20 protein-coding genes are annotated in these 22,485 nt (G+C 70.8%); 8 read left to right on the top strand and 12 right to left on the bottom strand.

Features of this window, described 5'->3' with window-relative positions; translation table 11 throughout:
• Positions 1-243 precede the first annotated feature (243 nt).
• The 6 genes from upp (at position 244) to TA3x_RS17110 (ending at position 5,618) form a co-directional block, all read left to right on the top strand.
• A complete protein-coding gene (gene upp / locus TA3x_RS17135) occupies positions 244-879 on the top strand; it encodes a uracil phosphoribosyltransferase (RefSeq protein ID WP_435015873.1) in 636 nt (211 codons plus the stop codon).
• A gap of 41 nt (positions 880-920) precedes the next feature.
• On the top strand, positions 921-2,219 hold the full coding sequence (locus tag TA3x_RS17130) for a thymidine phosphorylase (protein ID WP_435015872.1): 1,299 nt from the start codon (positions 921-923) through the stop codon (positions 2,217-2,219).
• Positions 2,220-2,229: 10 nt separating this feature from the next.
• The gene (locus TA3x_RS17125; RefSeq protein ID WP_435015871.1) at positions 2,230-2,559 is read left to right on the top strand and encodes a TfoX/Sxy family protein; all 330 of its coding nucleotides are present in this window, start codon (positions 2,230-2,232) and stop codon (positions 2,557-2,559) included.
• A gap of 65 nt (positions 2,560-2,624) precedes the next feature.
• Positions 2,625-3,920 (top strand): NupC/NupG family nucleoside CNT transporter, encoded by a 1,296-nt coding sequence (locus tag TA3x_RS17120; RefSeq protein ID WP_435015870.1) that lies wholly within the window; start codon positions 2,625-2,627, stop codon positions 3,918-3,920.
• Positions 3,917-4,756 carry a purine-nucleoside phosphorylase gene (locus TA3x_RS17115; protein WP_435015869.1) on the top strand — a complete coding sequence of 280 codons (840 nt, stop codon included), beginning with the start codon at positions 3,917-3,919 and terminating at the stop codon, positions 4,754-4,756. The genes TA3x_RS17120 and TA3x_RS17115 overlap by 4 nt, the downstream gene beginning before the upstream one ends.
• Before the next feature lie 103 nt (positions 4,757-4,859).
• Entirely contained in the window at positions 4,860-5,618 is a 759-nt protein-coding gene (locus TA3x_RS17110) for a PEP-CTERM sorting domain-containing protein (protein ID WP_435015868.1), read from the top strand.
• 12 nt (positions 5,619-5,630) lie between these two features.
• Here TA3x_RS17110 and TA3x_RS17105 read toward each other — a convergent pair whose 3' ends face one another.
• The 9 genes from TA3x_RS17105 to TA3x_RS17065 all read right to left on the bottom strand — a co-directional run bounded on the left by TA3x_RS17105 (position 5,631) and on the right by TA3x_RS17065 (position 15,876).
• Positions 5,631-5,852 (bottom strand): hypothetical protein, encoded by a 222-nt coding sequence (locus tag TA3x_RS17105; RefSeq protein WP_435015867.1) that lies wholly within the window; start codon positions 5,850-5,852, stop codon positions 5,631-5,633.
• The gene (locus tag TA3x_RS17100; protein ID WP_435015866.1) at positions 5,849-7,204 is read right to left on the bottom strand and encodes a (Fe-S)-binding protein; all 1,356 of its coding nucleotides are present in this window, start codon (positions 7,202-7,204) and stop codon (positions 5,849-5,851) included. Before TA3x_RS17100 ends, TA3x_RS17105 begins: the two co-directional genes overlap by 4 nt.
• Before the next feature lie 34 nt (positions 7,205-7,238).
• Positions 7,239-8,492 (bottom strand): FAD-binding oxidoreductase, encoded by a 1,254-nt coding sequence (locus tag TA3x_RS17095; RefSeq protein WP_435015865.1) that lies wholly within the window; start codon positions 8,490-8,492, stop codon positions 7,239-7,241.
• Complete coding sequence (locus tag TA3x_RS17090) at positions 8,489-9,256, bottom strand: hypothetical protein (protein WP_435015864.1); 768 nt, start codon at positions 9,254-9,256, stop codon at positions 8,489-8,491. The genes TA3x_RS17095 and TA3x_RS17090 overlap by 4 nt, the downstream gene beginning before the upstream one ends.
• Positions 9,257-9,342: 86 nt before the next feature.
• Positions 9,343-10,800, bottom strand: a complete 1,458-nt coding sequence (locus TA3x_RS17085) for an FAD-binding oxidoreductase (RefSeq protein ID WP_435015863.1) — start codon at positions 10,798-10,800, stop codon at positions 9,343-9,345.
• A gap of 75 nt (positions 10,801-10,875) precedes the next feature.
• Positions 10,876-11,586, bottom strand: a complete 711-nt coding sequence (locus tag TA3x_RS17080; RefSeq protein WP_435015862.1) for a class I SAM-dependent methyltransferase — start codon at positions 11,584-11,586, stop codon at positions 10,876-10,878.
• Positions 11,583-12,629: a glycosyltransferase gene (locus tag TA3x_RS17075; protein WP_435015861.1), complete on the bottom strand. Its 1,047-nt coding sequence runs from the start codon at positions 12,627-12,629 to the stop codon at positions 11,583-11,585. Before TA3x_RS17075 ends, TA3x_RS17080 begins: the two co-directional genes overlap by 4 nt.
• Positions 12,630-12,952: 323 nt before the next feature.
• Positions 12,953-14,713 (bottom strand): DUF7507 domain-containing protein, encoded by a 1,761-nt coding sequence (locus tag TA3x_RS17070; RefSeq protein ID WP_435015860.1) that lies wholly within the window; start codon positions 14,711-14,713, stop codon positions 12,953-12,955.
• Positions 14,714-14,874: 161 nt separating this feature from the next.
• A complete protein-coding gene (locus TA3x_RS17065) occupies positions 14,875-15,876 on the bottom strand; it encodes a hypothetical protein (protein WP_435015859.1) in 1,002 nt (333 codons plus the stop codon).
• Between the two features lie 312 nt (positions 15,877-16,188).
• Between TA3x_RS17065 and TA3x_RS17060 the strand changes: the two genes are divergently transcribed.
• Positions 16,189-17,301 carry a hypothetical protein gene (locus tag TA3x_RS17060; protein WP_435015858.1) on the top strand — a complete coding sequence of 371 codons (1,113 nt, stop codon included), beginning with the start codon at positions 16,189-16,191 and terminating at the stop codon, positions 17,299-17,301.
• A 108-nt stretch (positions 17,302-17,409) separates the two neighbouring features.
• Here TA3x_RS17060 and TA3x_RS17055 read toward each other — a convergent pair whose 3' ends face one another.
• Together TA3x_RS17055 and rpsT are read right to left on the bottom strand one after the other, a co-directional pair.
• A complete protein-coding gene (locus TA3x_RS17055; RefSeq protein ID WP_435015857.1) occupies positions 17,410-18,105 on the bottom strand; it encodes an endonuclease III domain-containing protein in 696 nt (231 codons plus the stop codon).
• A 37-nt stretch (positions 18,106-18,142) separates the two neighbouring features.
• Positions 18,143-18,421 carry a 30S ribosomal protein S20 gene (gene rpsT, locus TA3x_RS17050; RefSeq protein ID WP_435015856.1) on the bottom strand — a complete coding sequence of 93 codons (279 nt, stop codon included), beginning with the start codon at positions 18,419-18,421 and terminating at the stop codon, positions 18,143-18,145.
• A gap of 248 nt (positions 18,422-18,669) precedes the next feature.
• Here rpsT and TA3x_RS17045 point away from each other — a divergent pair, with 248 nt between their 5' ends.
• Positions 18,670-19,161: an aminoacyl-tRNA deacylase gene (locus TA3x_RS17045; protein WP_435015855.1), complete on the top strand. Its 492-nt coding sequence runs from the start codon at positions 18,670-18,672 to the stop codon at positions 19,159-19,161.
• Positions 19,162-19,219: 58 nt separating this feature from the next.
• On the opposite strand, the gene TA3x_RS17040 is transcribed toward TA3x_RS17045, so the two are convergent.
• Positions 19,220-22,252, bottom strand: a complete 3,033-nt coding sequence (locus TA3x_RS17040; protein ID WP_435015854.1) for a proline dehydrogenase family protein — start codon at positions 22,250-22,252, stop codon at positions 19,220-19,222.
• Between the last annotated feature and the right edge of the window lie 233 nt (positions 22,253-22,485).

Here is a 22,485-nt window from a genome sequence, read left to right as displayed (position 1 = left end):
CGGGGTTGGCTTTATTCCGAATCGTCCGAACGCGGCCCGATGCCGGAGCCCGCGCGAAGATCCAGGGGGCCGGGTGATGATGGCCCGCTCCGCGGGTCACTTTCCGAACAGCCACGCCCATTGCGGCCTCGGATCGTGTAGGATCTGCGGACCTTGCCCTCCGCACGGGCCTCCCCTGCCCGACTCCTTTCCCGCGGAAGGCGACGGCTTCTGCCCGACCGTCCGACCATCCGGGAGGCCCCCGTGGCGTCCGTCCACCCGTCGACGCATCCCCTGATCCTGAGCAACATCTCGGCCCTGCGCGATGCCCGGACGCCCCCGGCCGAGTTCCGCCGGCTAGTCCGGGTCACGGCGATGCTGCTGGCCTACGAGGCGATGGCCGACCTGGAGACCCGCGAGGTCGAGGTCGAGACGCCCCTGGCCACGGCGAAGTGCCGGGTGCCGGCGGCGTCGGTGGCGCTCGTGCCGGTCCTCCGCGCCGGGCTGGGGATGGCCGACGGCGTGCTGGATGTCGTGCCCGATGCGCAGGTCTGGCACATCGGCCTCCGCCGCGACGAGAAGACCCTCCGGCCGGAGCAATATTACACCCGCCTGCCGACGCGATGCGGGGTCGGGCTGGTGCTGCTGCTCGACCCGATGCTGGCCACCGGCGGCTCGGCGGTCCATGCCTGCCATTTGCTCAAGGCGGCCGGCGTGACCCGGCTCAAGTATCTCTCGATCCTGGCCGCACCCGAGGGGATCGAGGCGCTGTCGGCGGCGATGCCCGACGTCGCGATCCACGTCGCGGCGATCGACGAGAAGCTCAACGAGGTCGGGTTCATCCACCCCGGCCTGGGCGACGCCGGCGACCGCCAGTTCAACACGCTGCACCAGGACTGATCTGACCCTGTTTCCCCCCCTCCCCGCCTCCAGGACCATCCATGCGAGCCGTCGACATCATCCGCAAGAAGCGCGAGGGAAACGCCCTGTCCGACGCCGAGATCCGGTTCATGGTCGCCGGGATCGGCGGCGAGGTCGCCGACTACCAGTGGTCGGCCCTGCTGATGGCGATCGTCTGGCGGGGGATGGACGACCGCGAGACCGCCACCCTGACCGACGCCATGATGCGATCCGGGTCGGTGGTCGACCTGGGGGAGATCCCCGGCCTGAAGGTGGACAAGCACAGCACCGGCGGGGTGGGCGACAAGACCTCCCTGATCCTGGCGCCGATCGCCGCGGCGGCCGGCGTGCCGGTGCCGATGGTCTCGGGCCGGGGGCTGGGCCACACCGGGGGGACGCTCGACAAGCTGGAGTCGATCCCAGGGTTCAACGTCAACCTCGACCTCCACCACTACAAGAAGGTGCTCGCCGAGTGCGGGCTGGTGCTGATCGGCCAGACCGACGAGATTGCCCCGGCCGACAAGTTCCTGTACGCGATGCGCGACGCCACGGCGACCGTCGAGTCGATCCCCCTGATCTCGGCGTCGATCATGTCCAAGAAGCTGTCGGAGGGGATCGACGGGCTGGTCCTGGACGTGAAGACCGGCCGCGGGGCGTTCATGGAGAAGCTGGAAGACTCGCGGGCCTTGGCCCAGGCGATGTGCGCGATCGGCCGGGGCCTGGGCAAAAGGATGCGGGCGCTGATCACCCGGATGGACCAGCCGCTCGGCCGCGCCGTGGGGAACGCCGTGGAGGTGATCGAGAGCGTCGAATGCCTCCGGGGCGAGGGGCCCGCCGACCTGATGGACCTGTCGATCGAGCTGGCCGCCGAGATGGTGCTGATGGCCGAGGTCGAGCCGACCATCGAGGCGGCCCGCGAGCGCTGCCTCGCCACGATCGCCGACGGGTCGGCCCTGGAGCGGTTCCGCAGGCTGGTCCACGCCCAGGGGGGCGACGCCCGGGCCCTGGACCACTTCGATCGCCTGCCCCAGCCCAAGGGGGAGGTCGAGGTCGACTCGACCCACGACGGCGTGGTCCACGGCCTCGACGCGCGGGCCATCGGCCAGGCGACCATGCTCCTCGGCGCCGGGCGTGCCCGCGTCGACTCGGTGATCGACCCGGCGGTGGGCGTCGTGCTCCACAAGAAGATCGGCGATCCGGTCAAGGCGGGGGAACCCCTCTGCACGGTCTACCTCAACGACGACCTCGGCCTCGAATCGGCCCTGGCCATGATCGGGGCCGCCTATCGGGTCGACAGCGGGCCGCTGCCCTGCCGGGAACTGATCGTGGAACGCCTCTGAGGGCTCCGGGATGGCCTACAGCGAATCGCTCGCCGACCGGGTCCGCCACGCCCTCGCCCGCTCGCCGGGCATCGAGGAACGGCGGATGTTCGGCGGGCTCGCCTTCCTCCGGTTCGGCCGGCTGACGGTCGCCGTCGTCCGGGATTCGCTGCTCGCCCGGCTGGGGCCGGAGGGGGCGGCCGAGGCGGTGAACGGCCCCGACGCCGAGCCGTTCATGAATGGGTCGCGGCCCATGAAGGGCTGGGTCCTGATCGGCCCGGACGGCAGCGAGAACGACGTTCGACTGGCGGGCTGGATCGATCGGGCGATCGAGTTCGTCGGGCAACTCCCCGAGCCATGATCGTGACATCACCGGGCGGGGCCTCGGCGCCGCCCCCCTTCGTCGAAACCGGAAGGATGCGCGGGATGCCTCGACCGGGATGGGTCTTGCTGATGGTGGCATTGGCGGGTTCGACCGCCCTCGGCGCCGGGCCGCCGGCCGCCCCCGAGGTCGTGGGGATGGCCGCGCGGTTCCAGGGGTTGCTGGGGATCGCGGCGGTCCTGGCCGTCGCGGTCCTCCTGTCGGCCGACCGCCGGTCGATCTCGCGCCGGGTCCTGTTCTGGGGGCTGGCGCTCCAGTGGGCGTTCGCGTTCGTCGTGCTCCGGTTCGAGCCGGGCCGCGAGGCGATCCGCCGGGCCGGGGTCGGGATCGGCCGGGTGCTCGACTGCGCCATCGACGGGGCCGCGTTCGTGTTCGGTCCGAAGCTGGCGGCGCCGGACGGCCCGGCGGGCTTCGTGTTCGCATTCCGCGTCCTGCCCACGGTGATCTTCGTGGCGGCCCTGTTCGCCGTGCTGTACCACCTCGGGATCATGCAGTGGATCGTCCGACTGTTCGCGATCCCGATGGAGAAGCTGATGGGGGCCAGCGGGGCGGAGTCGCTCAACGTCGCCGCGTCCCTGTTCCTCGGCCAGACCGAGGCCCCGCTCACGATCCGGCCCTACCTGCCCCGCCTGACCCGGTCCGAACTGATGACGGTGATGACCTCGGGCATGGCCCACGTCTCGGGCGGGGTGATGGCGGCCTACATCGCCACCGGGGCGGAGATCCGCCACATCCTCACGTCGGTCATCATGACCGCCCCGGGCACGATCCTGCTGGCCAAGCTCATGGTGCCCGAGACCGAGACGCCTGAAACCCTGGGCAACGCCCGGCCCACGACCGAACGCCCCGACGCCAACCTCCTGGACGCCGCGTCGCGCGGGACCCGCGAGGGGCTGCAACTGGCCCTGAACATCGCCGCCATGCTGATCTCGTTCCTGGGCCTGATCGCCTTCGTCAACCTCCTGCTCGGGCTGGCCGGCCTGTCGTTGCAGCAGGTCTTCGGCATGGCCCTGGCGCCGGTGGCGTGGCTGCTCGGCATCCCCTGGCGCGACTGCCCGACCGTGGGCGGGCTGCTCGGCACCCGGACCGTGCTCAACGAATTGATCGCGTTCGAGCAACTGGGCAAGTCGGGCCTGACACCCGGTTCGCGGTCGTTCACCATCGCGACCTATGCCCTCTGCGGGTTCGCCAACCTCAGCTCGATCGGCATCCAGCTCGGCGGGATCGGCGCCCTGGCCCCGGAACGCCGGGTCGACCTGGCCCGGCTCGGGTTTCGGGCGCTTCTGGCCGGCACGCTGGCGAACTTCCTCTCGGCCTGCATCGCGGGGATCCTGCTATGACGACGCTCCACGACCGGATCGAACAGGCCGCCGATGTGCTTCGTTCCCGCATCGGCGACCCGCCCCGCGTGGCCATCGTCCTCGGCTCAGGGCTGGGCGTGCTCGCCGATCGCCTGTCGGGCCCGGTCGTGGTGCCCTATGCCGACATCCCCCACTTCCCCGCGCCGACCGTGGCCGGGCACCTGGGCAACGTGCTGGTCGGGGACCTCGGCCCGGAGCGGGTGGCGATGCTCCAGGGCCGGTTCCACTTCTACGAGGGGCACGACCTGGAGACGGTGACGTTCCCGGCCCGGGTGCTGAAGGCCCTGGGCGTGCGGACCCTGATCCTCACGGCGGCCACCGGCGGGATCAACCCCACCTTCCGGCCCGGCGACCTCGTCTGTGTGACGGACCACCTCAACCTGATCGGCTCCAACCCGCTCCGGGGCGGCAACGACGACCGCCTCGGCACCCGGTTCCCGGACATGACCACCGTGTACGCCCCGCATCTCCGCGACCTTGCCCACGCCGGGGCCGCTGCGCTGGGGATGACCCTTCAAGAAGGCGTCTACGCCTGCCTGCCCGGGCCGAGCTACGAGACCCCCGCCGAGATCCGCATGCTCCGGGCCCTGGGGGCCGACGTGGTGGGGATGTCCACCGTGCCCGAGGCGATCGTGGCCCGCCACGCCGGGATGGACGTCCTGGCCTTCGCGCTGGTCACCAACGCCGCGGCCGGGATGACCGGCGCCCCGATCACCCACGCTGAAGTTCTGGAAGCGGGCATCGAGGCGGGCAAGCGGCTCGGCACCCTGATCGAGGCCATCGTCGACGCCCTGCCCGCCGAGCCGGGCACCTAATTTCTTCAATGATCATTTGCAGAACTGAGATTGACGCTGATGTCGGGCCGGATCTATCCTTCGCCCCATGAAGTCCTTGCCCGACAGTCGAAGGAGCGACCCGGTGGCCAACCTTTCCCCCCGCATCGCGCTGGCCATGATTGCGATGGCCTGTATGGCCTATCCCCCTTCGGCGAAGGCCGAGCCGATTCTCGGTGGGGGCAATCGCGATGCTTATCGGGTGAGTGGGGGCAATCGCGATGCTTATCGGGTGACGGACCTGAGCAGCGGATCGATCCAGTATGATTGGGATAAATTCCCGGTTAATTATCCTGATCATCCCGTTGTTGTTCAAAATTACCAACAAGTCAACATCGGCGGTCAAATCTTCAATATGCCCTACGCGGACCGCCGGCCCGCGTATATTCAGGTTGCTTCAAACGCATACGGCTCTATCCGGTACGAACATTACGGACAGTCTGGGCGTGATGTTTACAATGTATACTCCCCAGGTGGCGGTGGATTTTCTTGGCATTCAGACGACGTGCCTGTCAAAGACTTCAATATCCACGGTCAGGCTGTGGGGACTTCCTTCGGTTTCGCGATGTCGTCGAGCATGGTAGATCCCTACCTTGATGACAACATCGCAGCCGATCTGGGCATCCATTTGACCGAAGCCTACGCCATCGACGACCTGGGGCGAATCCTCGCCAAGGGGACGATCCACGGCGAGACGCACGACTTCCTGCTCACCCCGTCCGGGCTCCCGACGCCCACGCCGGAGCCCTCGACGATCGCGTTCTTCGCGGTCGGCATGGCGGCTATCGGCATTCGTGCGGCGGCCCGTCGGCGGAGGTTAGCCGCCGAGCCGCGATCGGCCTGATCGGCCCTTCCGTCAGCCCTGGCGGAAGCCGAAGCCCATCTCCCCCTCGGGGGCCCGTTCCAGCAGGACCAGGATGTAGGCCGAGCCGGTCGCGTTGTGGAACGGGGTCTCGCGGATCGGCACCCAGCCTTCGTTGAGCAGGGCGGCCATCGAATAGGATTGCGTGGCCTGGTCGGTGATGACCCAGCACTTGCCGAAGACGTCGAGCATGGCGTAGCAGTATTGGGGGCTCATCGACCGGGTCCCGAGGGTTCGGTGGTGGAGGACGGGCCTCGATAGGCCATGTCGAGCAGGTCGACCGGGTGGGCGACGGTCATCGGGCTCCGGCGGTCCTTGACCTGCCGGGCGATCTGGAGGATGCAGCCGACGTTGCCGGTGGCCACCACCTTCGCCCCGGTCGCCTCGATCCGGTCCATCTTGCGCCGGCCCAGCCGCTCGGACATCTCGGGCTGGGTCAGGTTGTACGTGCCGGCCGCCCCGCAGCAGATCTCGCTTTCTTCGAGCGGGACCAACTCCAGGCCGGGGATCAGGTTCAGGAGCGCCCGGGGCTGGGCGCGGACCTGCTGGCCGTGGCAGAGGTGGCAGGGGTCGTGGTACGTCACCTTGAACGGCAGCGGATGCCGGGGGGCGATCGGGCCGAGTTCGACCAGGAACTCGGAGATGTCGCGGACCTTGGCCACGAATTGCGCGGCGGCGGCGTGGTCGCCGTGCGGCAGGAGGTGGGCGTAGTCCTTGAGCATCGCCCCGCAGCCGGCGACGTTGACGATGATCGCGTCGTACTGCGACGGGTCGAACGCGGCGATGTTGCGGCGGGCCAGGTCGAGCGCGGGGGCCTCCGCCCCGGAGTGGTAATGGATCGCCCCGCAGCAGTTCTGCCCGCGCGGGACGTGGACCTCGCAGCCGTTCTGCTGGAGCACCCGGGCGGTAGCGGCGTTGGTCTCCGGGAACATGGCGTCGGAGACGCAGCCGAGGAACAGGGCCACCCGCGCCCTTTTCGGGCCGATCGGCGGGAGGACTTCCGGCAGACGGGCCCCGGGGCTCGACAGGTTGGGCAGCATCGCCTGGAGCCGCTGGAGGGTCGGCGGCAAGAGCCGGTTCAGCCCCGAGCGCTCGAATAGTCCGAGCACGCCGGCCTTCTGGAGCAGCCGCGCCGGGGCGAGCGCCGCCTTGACCCGGCCGGCGTAGGGGAACAGGTGGTGGAGGATCAGCCGTTGGAGCATCCCGGTGCGGTCGCCGGGCGGGGCCGACGCGTGCAGGGCGACCTTGAACGGCTCGATGATCTTGGCGTACTGGACGCCCGACGGGCAGGCGGACTCGCAGGCGCGGCAGTCCAGGCAGAGGTCGAGATGGCGGCGCACGTCGGCCGAGACGCCGAGCCGGCCGTCGACCACGGCGCGCATCAGGTAGATCCGCCCGCGCGGGCCGTCGTTCTCGTTGCCGGTCTCGACGTAGGTCGGGCAGCTCGCGGTGCAGAGCCCGCAATGGACGCATTCCTGGTAGCGTTCATAGGGGATCTTGGCCGCGAGCCAGGCCAGGTCCACCCCGGGCGCCGGGGGGGCCGGGGGTCGGGTCGTCTCGGTCGCCATGAGCTTGCGGGGCCTCGCGGGGCGGGATCTCGATCTATCCGATTGTATCCAGGAATCGGCCGGGATTCAGCACCCCCGCCGGATCCAGGGCCCGTTTGACCTTCGCGGACAGGCCCCAGTCGGGCCGGGGGTCGCCCCAGACCCGGAGCCGCCCCTTCCAGGCCGTCGGGCATCGCGGCAGGATCAGCGTCCCGCCCAGCGTCTTCGCCCGCTCACGGAGCAGGCCGATCTCATCGGCGAACGCATCCAGGTCCCTCGCCTCGCCGATCCACGCACCCCGCGCGATCCCGTTGCCGGCGTGGGCCTGGACAGACCACAGGCCCGGGTCGACGGAATCCAGGAACCGGGCGAGCGCGGACGGACGGAGCGAGGCCCTGAACCGGATCGGCCCGTCGCCGGCCGCCTGGGACTCGACCAGCGCGGCCCAGAATGGCTCGACCTCGGCATCGCGGACGACGGTCGGCTTTCCGGAGGCCAACTCCGCCGCGATCCGATCCGCCTGCCATTCGATCGACGCCCGATTGTCCTCGAAACCCACGACCACCGCCCAGGCGCCGTCCTGCTGCCCGGGGAAGATCGCGCGGGCGGCCGGCGGGTTGAGCAACTCGACCGCCACGGGGCGGGTGGCCGAGGTGTTCAGGGCGTCGAGGGCGTCGGAGGCCGCGGCCAGGCTCGGATAGGAGGCCCAGGCCAGCGCCGAGGACTCGGGGGCCGGGCGGACCTTGAGGGTCATCTCGGCGATGATCCCGAGCGTCCCCAAAGAGCCGGTCAGGAGCTTGGGCAGGTCGTACCCGGCCACGTTCTTGACGACCCGGCCGCCCCCCTTCACCACCTCGCCGGCGGCCGAGACGTAGCGGACGCCGAGGATCTGGTCCCGGGGCCGTCCCAGGCCGAACCGGCGCGGACCGCTGCTGTCGGTCGCGAAGATCCCGCCCAGCGTCGCCCGGTCAGGCTGCGGGGCCTCGACCCAGAGGCGTTGCCCTTCCCGGGCCAGCGCCTCGCGGAGCGAGCCCAGGGTGATCCCGGCCTCGACGGTCACGGTCATGTCGGCGGCCGGGTAGTCGACGATCCGATCCAGGCCCCGGACGTCGATCGCCGCCCCCGGCCGGGTGGGGATGCCGCCGTAATCCAGGGCCGTTTGCCCGCCCTGGGGGTAGAGGGCGTGCCCTTCCGCCACGCGGCGGGCGACCGCCTCGACCAGTTCCTCGATGGTCTGGGGGCGATCGGTGGCCAGGGCGAATTGGCCGTCGCCGATCGGGTCGCCTCCGGCCGGTGGTTCGGGGTTCAACGCGGCATCTCCGGGGCGAAATAGCGGATGTCCTCGCCCGACAGGACGCGGTCGACGGCCTCCTGCACCAGCCGGAGAGCGTCGACGGTCGCCCCGTCCAGCTGGCCGGGATAGGCGTCGGTGTGGAGCACCTGCCCTTCGTAGGCGAGGCGGTGGAGGGCGTAGGCCAGGCGTCGGTCGATGGTCGGGACGCCCTGATGCTCGATTTCGAGCGTATGGAGGGCGTCCATCAATTCGCGGGCGACGGAGTCGACGATCGTCTCGCCCCGCCGGAGCGTGGGCAGGAACCCGCCCCGATCGTCGCTCCCGGAGGCGGCGTGGCGGAAGACGACCTGGGCGGCGGCGCTGGGTGGTCGGTCGGGCATGTCAAGGTTCGGGGACGGGGTGGGGGCTTCGATCACGTGGATGTCGTGGGGCGGCGAAGCGGCCGGGGCCACGGAGGCGCTCCACTCGGCCAGGTATTCGGGGTCGTCCTCGATGGCCCGGAAGCCGGCAAGCGTCCCCTGGCGGGCCTCGGCCTCGGCGACCCGGCCGCGCTCGTGGGCCGACTCGATCGCCTCGCGGAGCAGGTTGGCGCAGTAGATCTGGACGGTGGAGACGCCGGCCTCGATCGCCTGGGCCTCGGCCCAGTCCAGCACGGTGGGCGGCAGGTACAGGGTGAGCCGCTGCTCGTCGAGGTTGGCGGCCGGGGCGGCGGGGCGGGCCTGCCCGAGCCGGAAGATCCCCTCGGGGCGTCGTCGCGGGAGCCGGGATCGTCGCGCCACGAGGGCAGCCCTCCGGTCCGAGGATGGTTGGATTCGTCGCGACACCTTACCCCAGGACGCCCCGCCCCGCCAGATCGCGCCGGGGGTCAGGCCGAGGCGCGATGGCCGGGGCTCTTGCGCTCGATGCAGCCGACGCCGCCGGGGATCATCTTCTCCGGGCTGCACCGGCCGTCGGGGTTGAAGGCCAGGCGGATGGCGACCATCGCGGCGATGTCGGCCGGGGCGAACAGCCGGGGCATGAACTCGATCTTCTCGACGCCGATGCCGTGCTCGCCGGTCACGCTCCCGCCGACGTTGATGCACTCGTCGAGGATCTCCCGGCTGGCGTCCAGCACCGCCCGGACCTGCTCGGGCACGCGCTCGTCGAACAGGAGGATCGGGTGGATGTTGCCGTCGCCGGCGTGATAAATGTTGGCGATCCGCAGGCCGTATTTGCGGGCGACCTCGTCGGTGAACCGGAGGATGTGCGGCAGCTTGGTCCGGGGGACCACGCCGTCCTGGGTGCAGAAGGTCGGGCTCAGCCGGCCGATGGCGCCGAAGGCGGACTTGCGGCACTTCCAGATCGCGACGTACTCGGGCTCCTTGCGGGTCCGCCAGGCGATCGCGTTTCGGATCGTCCCGCCGTGCGCCGCCACGATCTCGGCGACGGCCGCCGCCTCGCGGTCCAGCCCCGCCTCCAGCCCGTCGATCTCGATCAGGAGCACCGCCCCGGCCTCGACCGGGAAGCCGAACCGGAACGCCGCCTCGACGGCGCGGATCATCATGTTGTCGATCAGTTCCAGCGAGGCCGGGACGATCCCGGCGGCGATGATCCCGCTGACCGCCTGGGTGCTCGCCTCGACCGTGTCGAACACGCCCAGGAAGGTCCGGCCCGCCTCGGGGTCGCGGCTCAGGTTGACCGTGACCTTCGTGGCGATCCCCAGCGTCCCCTCGTTGCCGACCAGCAGGCCGGCCAGGTCATAGCCAGGGGACTCTTCCTCGACCCCGCCCACCTCGACGACGGAGCCGTCGGGCAGGACCATCTCGATCCCACGGACGTGGTTGGCCGTCACGCCGTACTTGAGGGTGTGCGGCCCGCCGGAGTTGGTCCCGACGTTGCCGCCGATGGTGCAGGCCCCCTGGCTCGACGGGTCGGGGGCGTAGTGGAACCCGGTCCCGGCCAGGGCCCGGTTGAGCCAGACGTTGACCACCCCGGCCTCGACCACCGCGTAGCGGTCGCGGAGGTTGATCTCGACGATCTGCTTCATCCGGGTCAGGCAGATCATGACCCCGCCGCCCACGGCCAGGGTCCCCCCGGCCAGGCTGGTCCCCGCCCCCCGGGGCACGAACGGGACGCCGTGGCGGTTGCACGCCTTGACCGCCGCGGCCACCTGCTCGGTGGTGGTCGGGAAGACGACCACGTCGGGCACGCTTTTCTCGATCACGAAGCCGTCGCACTCGAAGACGACCAGCTCGTCGTGGCGGTGGAGCAGGTTCTCCGCCCCGACGGCGAGGGCGAGGTCGTCGAGCAGGCGGGAGCCGGGCGCGGCGGCGGTCGCGGGCATGGCTTGCGGTTCGCTTTGGGCCGGTTGGGTCGGGATCGCCCCAGGATACCAGCCGCCCGGCCCCGTGGCCATCGCTCAGGCCTTCGGCTTGCGCCAGACGCCCAGGACCGACTTGCCCCAGGTGTATCCCAGGATCGGGTCGACGATCTTCGAGAAGGGGACCATCATCTTATCCCAGACGGCGATCTGGCGGGGATTCGGCATCGCGCTCTTCAACACCAGGCGATTGCCCAGGGACGCGAGCAGCCCCACGGTGTCGAGGTAGGAGAGGCGGACCCGTTCGAGGTCTGCCGGGATGATCTCGCGGAGCGTCCGCTTCGAGTAGCGGCGGAAATGGCCGATCGACGTATCGAAGGGCGTGAATAAGAACTGATGCGCCGGGGACAGGATCACCAGGTGGCCCCCGGGCTTGAGCCGATCGGAGGCCTTGCGGGCCTCGGACCGGTCGTCCTCGATGTGCTCCATCACGTCCATGTACAGGAGCGTGTCATACTTCGCCTCGGGGGGCAGGCTGTCCAGGGTGCCCTGGACCGCCTCGCAGCAGGCGGGCAGCTTCCCCTCGGCGATCGCCTTGGCGGCGCGGTTGAGCAATTCCCCGTCCGGCTCCAGGCAGACCCAGCGGTCCTGCTCGCCCCGGCACATGGCCGAGGTCGTCCCGCCGTGGCCGGCCCCGACTTCCAGGACCTCGCGGCCCAGGTACGGGGCGATCTGCTTCCGCACGTAGCCCTTCCAGGTGGTGGCCGCCGCGAACAGGTCCAGTTCCGATCCGACGTAGACGTAGCTCATGCCTGGCTCTCCTCCGAGGCGGCGGGTCGATCCAGCCGGACCGGTTCGCGAATGTAGATGGCGTAATCCTTGCGAGGCACGAACGAGGTCCCGCGGCGGGCGCCCAGGATCACCGCGCAGAGGACGAAGGCGAGCATCATCGCCTGCATGAGCAGCATCAGCGACAGCCCGGCGGCGGTGGTCGCCCAGCCCGGGATGGCCAGCGAGGTCGTCAAGCGGATCGCGACCGTCGCCACCAGGCCCGCGGCGGCGAGCCCGCCCATCGCGATCACCAGCATCAGGAGCCGGACGCCCACGATCTCGCCGTAGACCGAGATCGCGCTCAGCCCGTGGACGACCAGCCCGATGAAGTTCATCTTGGATCGCCCCCGCAGCCGGTGGGCGCGGTGGGTCGGGATCGAGCAATAGGGCTGGCGGGACCGGAACACCGCCGCGGCGTAGTGGTTCCACATCTCGTCCACCACGACCAGGCTTTCCAGACGACTCCTGGGCACGGCGCTGAAGTTCCCCACCCGGACCGCGTAGCCGGTCAGGTAGCGATGGACGAACCGGTAGACCCCGTAGAAGGTGCGGAAGACGATGTCCTCCGACCTCCGGGTCCTCTCGGCGAAGACGATCTCCCGACCCCCCTTGGCCCGGAGGCAGTCCAGCAGCCTCGGCACGTCGGCCGGCGCGTCCTCGCCGTCGGCGTCCATGACCACGATCGCCTCGTGGTCGAGCCGATCCTCGGCGTAGGCGAACCCGATGGCGATGGCCCGCTGGTGGCCGAGGTTCCGCCGCAGCGGGAGCGCGTCGACCCGCTTCAGGGCGCGATAGGGGCCCCGGGCGAAGTCGGGCCGGAGGGGCTCGGTCGATCCATCGTCCACGATCAGGACATCCGCCGCGTATCCGCCGGCGGCCAGGGCCTCGTCCAGCATCGGAAGCAGCCCGGCCAGCGATTCCCAGTCGTTGAAGGTGGGGATGACGAGCAGGGCCGGCCGCCTGGCCTCGGCCCGATCGAGCGACGCGTGTTCGGGGGGGCCGGGGGGATCGAGTTCGGGCATGAGTTCGCTGGATCAGGATGTTCGGGACGGCCGGATCGGATGCCCATCCCGCGAGGAGACGGCGGGTGGCGTGGACGAGCCGGGCCCTGCGTCGATCGCGACGATGCCGCGAATCCACGGCAGAAGGTAAGGATAAGCCGAACCCTTTGTCAATTGCGAACGACCGCCGGGCCGTCCGCAGGCTCCCGGAATGCCACGATCGAGGCCGGGACGTTTCGACCACGCCACAATGCCCGACGCCCCGCCGCACCCGGGCGGGGTGCGGCGGGGCGTCGATTTCTTCTCCGCCCCGCGGGCGGGGGCCGCGATCGGGATCCCGAAGCCTACAGGACGGTGGCGCGGAACGTGACCGAGCCTTCCGCCCCGGGGGCGAGCGAGCCGGGCAGGTCCCAGCGCAGTTCCAGGGCGCCCGCCTTGTTGGGGCCGGAGGTGAACACGGTCTTGGCCGGGCCCTGGGCCGAGTTCGGGACGTATTCGAGCCGGGGCAGCAGGCTGTCCGTGATCGACACGCCGCGGAGCGGGACGTTGCCCATGTTGCGGAACTTGATGGTGTAGGTCAGGATGTCGCCGGGCTCGGCCTCGTCGGCGTCCACCAGCTTCACCACGGCGAGGCCGGGCTTCGCGGGCGGCTCCTCGACGCCGGCCACTTCCTTGGGGGACTTGACCACGACCACCTGCCCGCCGCTCTGGATCAGGCCGGTCATCACCGGCCCCTCGGCGGTTTTCAGGGCGTCGACCTTGATCCGCTGGCGGACCGTGATCGCCCTGGCCCGGTCGCGGACGATGTCCGGGCTTTGCACGGTCTTCATCGCCGTGATGGCGGTCGAGGTGTCGACCCCGGCCAGCACGCGGACCTCGGAACGCTCGCCCGCGCTCTGGAGGGTGGAGATGTCGGTCGCCCGCAGGTGGACCCGGCTGGTCTCGGCGTTCTCCTGGCGGAGCAGCCGGCGCGGCCCCTGGCGCATCGCGGCCTGCTCGCCGCGCTGGAGGAACTCGGAGGTTACCAGCGACAGGGCGTTCAGCGCCTCCGACGCGCCGATGCCGACCCGGACCGAGGCGAACCGGGGGGCATAGACGCAGATCCGGTTGGTGGGCAGGACCCGGGGCCGGACGGCGTCGTGGAACTGGACCACGGCGTCGCGGGGGTCGATCCCGGCCAGCCCGCCGTCGCCGGTGAAGTGGACCGGCTCGCCGCGGTCGCCGCCGTCGCAGAGGAACTCGTCCTTGGGCATCCAGGGGCGGCCGGGCGGGGGCGGCGTGCCGCAGACGATCCCGCACGGCAGGCCGCACGGGGTGCCCTCGGCCACGGAGAACGGGCACGGCGTATTCGGCAGGCCCAGGCCGGTCGGCCCGGCCAGTTCCTCGGGGGTCGGCTGACGGCCGCCGATCCGGGCGATCGCCATCACCCGGCCCAGGGCGCGGGCCACCCGCAAGGGGTCTTCCGACGGCGAGAGCGAGACCGAGGGGGGATCATCCTTCTCCAGCTTGACGGGGATGGCCAGGTCGGGGTCTTCCAGGTAGATGACCTGCGTGACCATCAGCCCGCGGTCGACGGCATCGGTGATGTCGTCCTCGCGGAGCACGATCCGGATCGGATACTTGCCGGGGTCCACGCCGTTGGGCCGGTGGAGGTGGCCGACGATCTCGACGACCGGGAACAGCTCCGCGCCCGGGCGGTCGGGGATCTCGCTCACGCGGAGGTGGTAGGCGTTGCCGACCTTCATGCCGAAGGTGGCCAGGCCCTGACCATCCCCCAGGGGGACGGGCTCGGGGGCGGGGGCCAACACTTCCACCTTGGTCCCGGCCGGGCCGTGGAACCGGACCACCTGGACGTCGTGCGGCAGGACCGCCGCGCCGACGACGCCGGGCTCGGCCGGTCCGGCGACGGCCTCGCCGGGAGGGCTCACTTCGGTCAGGATGGGCGTCGAGGCGACGGGGACCATCCGGTTGTTCGGGGGGGCGACGTCCTGCGCCCGGGCCGTGCGCGACGAGCCGAGGCCCGCCGCGATCGCCAGGCCCAGCAGGGGCCAGGCAAGCCGCGCGGGCCGTCCGGCGTCGCAAAGGGTCCTTCCTGTTCGGCTCATCACGATCGTCCTCGTCGGGGGCGCGTCCTGCGCCCGGTGGCTCGATGGTCCGTCATCACTTCGGCGCGATGAAAAGCCCCGGCGGGTCGCGGTCCGAGAACGCGGCCCGCCGGGGCGAGATGGTGCGGCCGGCGGAGGCCCGATGGGCCACCTCGGTCAGATCAGAAGCCCGGCAGCTCGGGGGCGGGCGGGGCCGGCGTGGGGGCCGGGGCCGGCTCGGCGGGCGGCGGCGGGGTGATGGGGTCGGCGGGGGCGGCCGGCTCGGGCGGGGCCGGCGGGGCGACCAGGCCCGGGGCGTTCGGCGAGACCGGGGCCTCGGTCAGCGGGACGCTCTCGATCGGGGCGACCGGGGCCACGTTGGCCGGGAAGGCACCCGGGGGCATCATGGTCGAGTTCGGGACCGGGGCCGGCGCGGTGTCGCCGGGCATGGTCACGACGCCCGACCCGTCCATCTCCAGGTCGATGCCGCCGAGGCGGACGATCATCAGGATGGTGCCACGCTTGTCGGCCTCGATCACCGGGTCGACGCCCGGCTCCAGGCGGGTCGAGACCAGCGTCTCGACGTTGGCCACGGCCAGTTCCTGGTAGCGGGGGTCGGGCAGGTAGATGACCTTGGTGACGAAGTTCCCGCCCTCGACCTGGTCCAGGTCCTCGGCCGTGAACTGGACCGGGATCTGGTTGTGGGTCAGGTAGGCGTCGGTCGCCGGGGTCGAGGGGGCGACCTCGATGGTCGGGTACAGGTTCAAGGTCGGGCGGCCCGCGATCTCCGACAGGCGGAGGCGGTAGATGTAGCCCTGCATGAAGTTATAGCGGAACGGGGTGCTCCGGCCGGGCAGGTACACCTTCTCGCCGTTGCCGGCGCCGCTCTGCCAGCCGATCTTCATGTCGCCGGCGCCGCTGGTGCCGCCGGGGCCGAAGAAGACGACCTGGCTCTTGACGTTGGCGAACCGGCGATTGGCGTCCGGGCCGCCGGGCATCCCCGGGCCGCCGGGCATCCCCATCCCGCCGGGCATCCCGGGGCCGCCGGGCTGGAGCGGGCCGCCGGGCGGGGGCGGGCCATCGGCCACGACGCCGTGACGGTGGAACATCATGCCGCCGACGTGCGGCTTGCCGAACCCGGTCGTGGCCGAGGCCACGAGCAGCATCACTCCGAGCGAAGTCATCAGACCTCCTTGTCTCCCGGCACGCCATCGCATGGGCCGCGGACGCCCCGCATCGGGCATCCCCCGCCCCACCCGACCGCCCGGGAGGAAGCACACCATCCTGGATTTGACGCGTAGGCTCCCGGCCGGGTCCCGGCGGGAACGCCCCTCGCGTCGAGGCCGACCTGCCGGCGTGGAGGGGAGACCCCTTTCGGGACGCCTCTCCGGGTCCTGCCGGCATTGCGTCCAACGACGCCCGAGGATAGGATCGGGCATTCCCATCCGAACCCTTGAGGAATTGCCCCCATCCCTACCATGCAAACGATCCGCGTGATGCCCGCGACCGCGATCGCACTGGTCGCCATGGGCGGATTCCTCGCCCGCGCGCAGGCCCCCGCCCCCGCGGAACCGGCGGCCGCGGCCGCCCCCGAAGGGCCGACGCCCGCCGAACAATTCCTCGACGTCGCCATCGCCAAGATCCACGCGATGGAGCGCGTTTCCTCCACGATCCTCCAGACCGTGGACATGCTCAACCAGAAGTTCCAGATCAAGGGCGAGTATTACAAGGATACGGGGTATCGCGTCCGCCTCAAGCTCGACCTCTCCGGGCTGGGCGGGACCGACGCGACCATGCTCCAGATCAGCGACGGCAAGACCCTCTGGGATTACCAGAAGGTCCTCTCCGCCCCCAGCTATACCAAACGCGAGCTGGGGCCGATCCTGGAACGGCTCAAGAACCCCAACCTCGATCCCGCCTTCCGCGAGCTGGTCGTGGCCAACATGGGCTTCGGCGGTCCCGAAGCCCTGCTGATGGGCTTCCGCAAGTACGCCAGGTTCGACCAGCTCCGCAATGACACCGAGGACGGCCGCGCGGTCGTCATCATCGGCGGCACCTGGACCAACCGCGAGAAGCTGCTCGGGCCCGGCGACCAGCCACTCTCCCCGACCGCCCCCCTGCCCCCCTACGTCCCCAGCAATATTCAGATCACCCTGGGGGCCGAGGATCACTGGCCGTACCGCATCAAGATGATCGGCAATGCCCCGTCGATCCTGTCGATGCAGGAAGACACCCGCAAGATCGGCCAGGACGGTCGCCCGATCGGCGTGAAGCGGCCCCCGCCCAAGATCAACCCGAGCACGGTCACCCTCGAATACGGCCTCAAGCCGGACGCGGCGATCGACCCGGCCCTGTTCTCCTTCCAGGCCCCGACCGATGCCGCCAACCCGCCCAAGGATGACACCGAGCTGTTCCTCTCCTACCTCGACAATTCCATCATGGTCGAGACCGAGCGGAAGAAGGCCGAGGCGGCCAAGCAGGAGGGCGAGCCCGCCACCCTCAAGGATTCGCTGATCATCCCCAAGGGAGACCCGGGCGACGGCACCGGCCTGGGCATCCTCCCCAAGCCGAGCCCCACCCCTACCCCCGAGCCGGCCGCCCCCAAGTAAGGGCGGCCCCGGTCCTGGGGAGGGAAAACCAAACGGGCACGGGCGCGAGCGACCGGATCGGGTCGCCATCGCGTCCGTGCCCGACTGCTTTGGAACCCGGCTCCGGGTCTACTCCTCGCCCAGCGGGCCGCCTTCGGGCAGGAGGGGGCGGAGCGGGCAATGCTCGCACCGGGGCGTCCCGGGCTTGCAGAACTCGCGAGCCAGGCGTTGGAGTCCGGCGGAGAGTGCGACGAGCGTGGGCGCGTCGTCGGGGGCCACGGATTCGAAGACGGAGCGGGCCTCGTCGTAGTCGGCCGACGCGTCGATCCAGCCGTGGCGGAGGAAGATCCGGTAGGAACCGCGATCGACCGGGTAGGCCGGGCGGTCGAGCGCATGCAGTAGCAGGGCGTCGGCCGTGGCCTGGCCGATCCCGCGCAGCCCCCGCCATGCCTCGCGGAGCGCCTCGGTCGAGGCGACCTCCGCCGCGGCGCGATCGAACCCGGACCATTGCACCCACCGGGCCAGCTTCAGCGCCGGCGCGACGGCCTTCGCCGTGAGCCGGATCCGATGCGCCTGGAACAGGGCTTCGAGTTCCGACGGGTCGGCCGCCGCCAGCGCAGCCGGGTCGAGCAACCCCTCGGCGGCCAGGGCCGTCAGGGCCGAGGCGACGGTCCGGGGGTCGGCGGACAGGCCCAGGGCCTCCACCAGGATCCGCGCGAACGGATCGTCATCGGGCCCGGGACCGCGTCCCGAGGGCGCAGGGGGGCCGTATCGAGATTGGATGGCGTCGAGCAAGGCCGGGCGGGAGTCGTCGAGCCGAGGCACGCCGGTCGCTCCCTTCCCCGCCTTCCCACGAATCCGATCAGGCCTTGGCCTTCGCCACGGCCGCGGCATACACCCGGGCCAGGCGGCTCTTGCGGCGGTCGGCGGTGTTGGGGTGCAGGACTCGGCGGACGCCCGCCTTGGCGATCTTCGCGACCGTGGTCCGGTAGTCGGCCTCGGCCTTTTCGAAATCCTTGGCCGCGAGGGCGGCGAGGGTCTTCTTGGTGTAGGTCTTGATGATCTTCTTGGCAATCCGGTTGTGCAGCCTGCGCTTCTCGCTCTGCTTCAAACGCTTGATCGCTGAGGGCGTATTCGGCATTGCTGGGTCCAGAGGCTCGAACTGTTCGCGAGATACCCGCCGCCGGATCATCCGGCTCCGGCGAATTGCGGATCCTAACACGTCGGACCTGCCAGATTCAAGCGACCTTTCCGGGATCCGATCGTCGGTTCGGTGTCGGAGCCGGGTTTTGCCCGGCAAGATCTCCCTGATTTGACCGGATGGAGATTGTTGCCGAAGTGGCGTAATTGTTCTATATTACCCAAAGTAACACCCTGGGAGGCAGCCTCATGATCATCCGCGAATTCCTCAAGAGCCGGTCGGCACGCTTCGAGGTGTTCCTGCACCGGCCGTCTCATTCGGCCTCGCACCTGGCGGAGAGCATCCACGTGCCCGGCCGCTGCGTGGCGAAGGGGGTGCTGGTCAGGGCCGGCGAGGGGTATGCCCTGGCCGTCTTGCCCGCCACCCATCGCATCGACCTGGAGCGCCTGGGCCGGACCCTGGGCGGGGTGGAGACGAGGATCGCCACCGAGGCCGAGGTCGAGCAGATTTTCGCCGACTGCGAGCCGGGCGTGCTGCCCCCGTTCGGGCAACTGTACGGGATCGCCACGGTGGTCGACACCAGCCTGTCGGGCGGGTCGGAGATCGTCTTCGTGGCGAACACCACCCACGAAGGGGTCCGGATGCGCTTCCGCGACTACGAGGCGATCGAGTCGCCGCTCAAGGCCCGATTCGCCGAGCCGATCTCCCCGCGCCGCCCGCGCAGCCGCAAGGCGGGTTGAGACCGGGCCGATGTCGCCCCCTCGGGTTCGGCCCAGGGGGCGGCATCGGCCAAACTGCTCAGGCCCCTTCCACGGCCTCGGCGTCCGCGTCGGGGGCGAAGCCGCGTCGGAGGGTGTTCTCGGTGACGGTGCGGGTGAGCAAGAACTCGTCGAGGTAGTCCGAGCCCCCCGCCTTGGTGCCGATCCCGGAGAGGCGGAAGCCGCCGAACGGCTGGCGGTCCACCAGGGCGCCGGTGATCGGCCGGTTGATGTAGAGGTTGCCGACCCGCGCCTCGCGCTTGAATCGCTCGATGTGGCCGGGGCTCCGGGAATAGATCCCGCCGGTCAGGGCATAGGGCGTGGCATCGGCGATCCGCAGGGCGTCGTCGAGGTCGCGGGCCCGGATCACGGCGAGGACCGGGCCGAAGATTTCTTCCTGGGCCACGCGGGCGTCCGGGGCCACGTCGGCCACGATCACCGGGCCGACGTAGTGGCCGCGCTGGGCAAGCTCGCCGATGTCGAGGTCGAGGATCGTCCGCCCTTCCTCGCGGGCGATCCGGGCGTAGTCGCGGACCCGGTCGCGGGCGTCGGCGTCGATGACCGGGCCGACCAGCGTCTCGGGGTCCTCGGGCGGGCCGACCACGACCGACCGCGCGGCCTCGGCCAATCGGGCGACGAAGGCGTCGTAGATCCCGTCCAGGACGATCACCCGCGAGCAGGCCGAGCACTTCTGCCCGGCATAGCCGAAGGCGCTCCGGATCACGCCGACCACCGCCTCGTCGAGGTCGGCGTCGTCGTCGATGATCACGGCGTTCTTGCCCCCCATCTCGGCGATCACCCGCTTGACGTGATGCTGATCCGGCCGGGGCTCGGCCGCGCGACGGTTGATCTCCAGGCCGACCGCCTTGGACCCGGTGAACGCGATCAGGTCGACCCGTGGGTCGTCCACCAAGGCCTGCCCGACCACCTCGCCCTTCCCGGGCAGGTACTGGAGGGCCCCATCCGGGACGCCCGCCTCGCGGAGGACCTTGACCAGGTGCCAGGCCATCGCCGGCGACTGCTCGGCCGGCTTGAGGATCACCGAGTTGCCCGCCACCAGGGCGGCGGCCACCATGCCGGTCGGGATCGCCAGGGGGAAGTTCCAGGGGGGGATGACCACGACCACGCCCCGGGCGATCTTGTCGATCCGGTTGGTTTCCCCCGGCACGTCGCGGCGGGACGGCTCGGCCAGGCGGATCATCTCGCGGGCGTAGAACTCGCAGAAGTCGATCGCCTCGGCCACGTCGCCGTCGGCCTCGCGCCAGGGCTTGCCGCACTCGTAGACCTCCCACGCCGCCAGCTCGAACCGGCGGGCGCGGAAGATCGCGGCGGCCCGCAGCAGGACATCGGCCCGCTTTCGTGGCTCCACCTTCGACCAGTCGGCGAACCCGTCCCGCGCGGCGGCCACGGCGCGGTCGGCGTCGGCGGCGGTCGCCATCGCGGTCCGGGAGACGACCAGCGTCCGATCGCCGGGGGCCGCGACCGAGGAGACCTCCCCGGAGCGGATCGGCTCGCCGCCGATCATCGGGCCATACTCCCCGTCGAGCCATCCCTTGACCTGCGCCAGCGCCTCGGCCATCGCCGCGCGGGGCTCGGCGCGGGTGAAGTCGGTCAGCGGCTCATTGCGGAACGGCGGGATCGCCCCCGGCGCGGCCGGGGCCTTCTTCTTGCGCGACAGCAGCATGGCTCCGACCTCCTCGGGGTTGCGTAGAAGGGCGTCGATGTCGGCCCGGCCGGCGTTGCTGGCCTTGAGGAACGACTCGTTGGACGTGTTCTCCAGGAGGCGGCGGACCAGGTAGGCCATCCCCGGCAGCATCGCCCCATAAGGGGTGTAGACCCGGACCCGATGCCCGCGCCTCACCAGCGCCGATTCGGCCGGCCCGCCCATCCCGTGGAGCATCTGGATCTCGTAGCCGAGTTGCGGCACGCCCAGGGCCTCGGCCGTGGCGATCGCGTACGATAGGCTCCGGAGGTTGTGGCTGCCGAAGGCCGGGCGGAGCGTCTCGTGGTGCTCCAGGAGGAACCGGGCGCAGCGCTCGTAGCTGGCGTCGGTCGCCCACTTCTCGGGATAGACCGGCACCGGCCAGCCCATCTGGCGGGCGATCGTGGTCTCGTAATCCCAGTAGGCCCCCTTTACCAGCCGGACCGAGACCGGCGTGCCGCGGACGTGGGCCCAGTCGGCCAGGGCGCGGAGATCCCCCTCGGCCTCGGGCAGATACGCCTGCGCCACGATGCCGACGTTGGCCCAGTCGCGGAACTCGGGCTCGGAGAGGACCGCGCAGAAGATCGCGTAGGTCAAATCCTTGTGGGCGTACTGCTCCATGTCCACGTTGACGAACGCCCCGACCTCGCGGGCCACCCGGAGGATCGGCCGGAGCCGCTCGGCGACCCGGCGGATCGTCGACTCGGCATACAGGGCGTCGAACCGGGGCGTGAGGCTGGTGAGCTTGAGCGACAGGTTGACCCGGGGGATCGGCCCGTGCTGGTCGCGGTCGATCGTCGGGACTTCGGGCTCCTGGCTCAGGGGGCCGGCCAGCCCGCGCAGCAGTTCGACGCAGGTGGCGGCATAAGCCTCGGCCTCGCGGTCGCTGATGACCGCCTCGCCCAGCAGGTCGGCGGTGAAGCCGACCCCGCGCCTGCGGAGTTGCCGGACGGTCCGGAACGCCTCGGCCGGCGTGGCCCCGGCGATGAACCGGCCGGCCATGTGGGTGGCCGACGCCCGCGCCAGGCCGGACAGGAGCTTCTCGCGGGCGGTGCCGGGCGGGGCCAGGCCCACGCCCAGGTTCATCCACCAGGGGACCCGCTCCTCGGCCTCCCCCAGGTACTCGCGGAGGTGCCGGCCCACGGCCTCGGGCTTCTCCAGCCCCGGCAGGGCATCGATGAACCGGAACAGCTGGGCCTTGACCTCCGGGTCGTCCATCGTCAGGGCCATCGCCCGGTCGTCCCACCATCCCCTCGACAGGATGGAGCGGCCCCGCGCCACCTCGGCGAACAGCGAGCGGCCGATGGCCTGGGCCCGCCCCTCGACGTCGTGCGGGGTCGATGCGACCGGCGTCGCGGGATGCGCGATCATCGTCACGGTCCTGGCCTCCCCTGTGAAGTTGCCGCGAAATCGGGGGAAGCCCGACGCGCGAGCCCGGCGACTCCTTCCCCGCCCCCGACCGCTTCATTATATAGGTAGGAACGGACCCGGGACCCGGATGGTTCGATCCGTTCGCGGACCGGCGCCGCGCCTCGTGTCCGAGAGTTGCGACTGATCCCGAGGGCCAGCCCTCTCGCGTCGCGTCCCCCGCGTCGGGGACGCAC

The sequence above is a fragment of the Tundrisphaera macrotermitis genome (genome assembly GCF_051175315.1).
Taxonomy (GTDB): domain Bacteria; phylum Planctomycetota; class Planctomycetia; order Isosphaerales; family Isosphaeraceae; genus Tundrisphaera.
The sequence above is the reverse complement of the archived record's forward strand: the minus strand, read 5'-3'. Positions and strand labels throughout refer to the sequence as shown.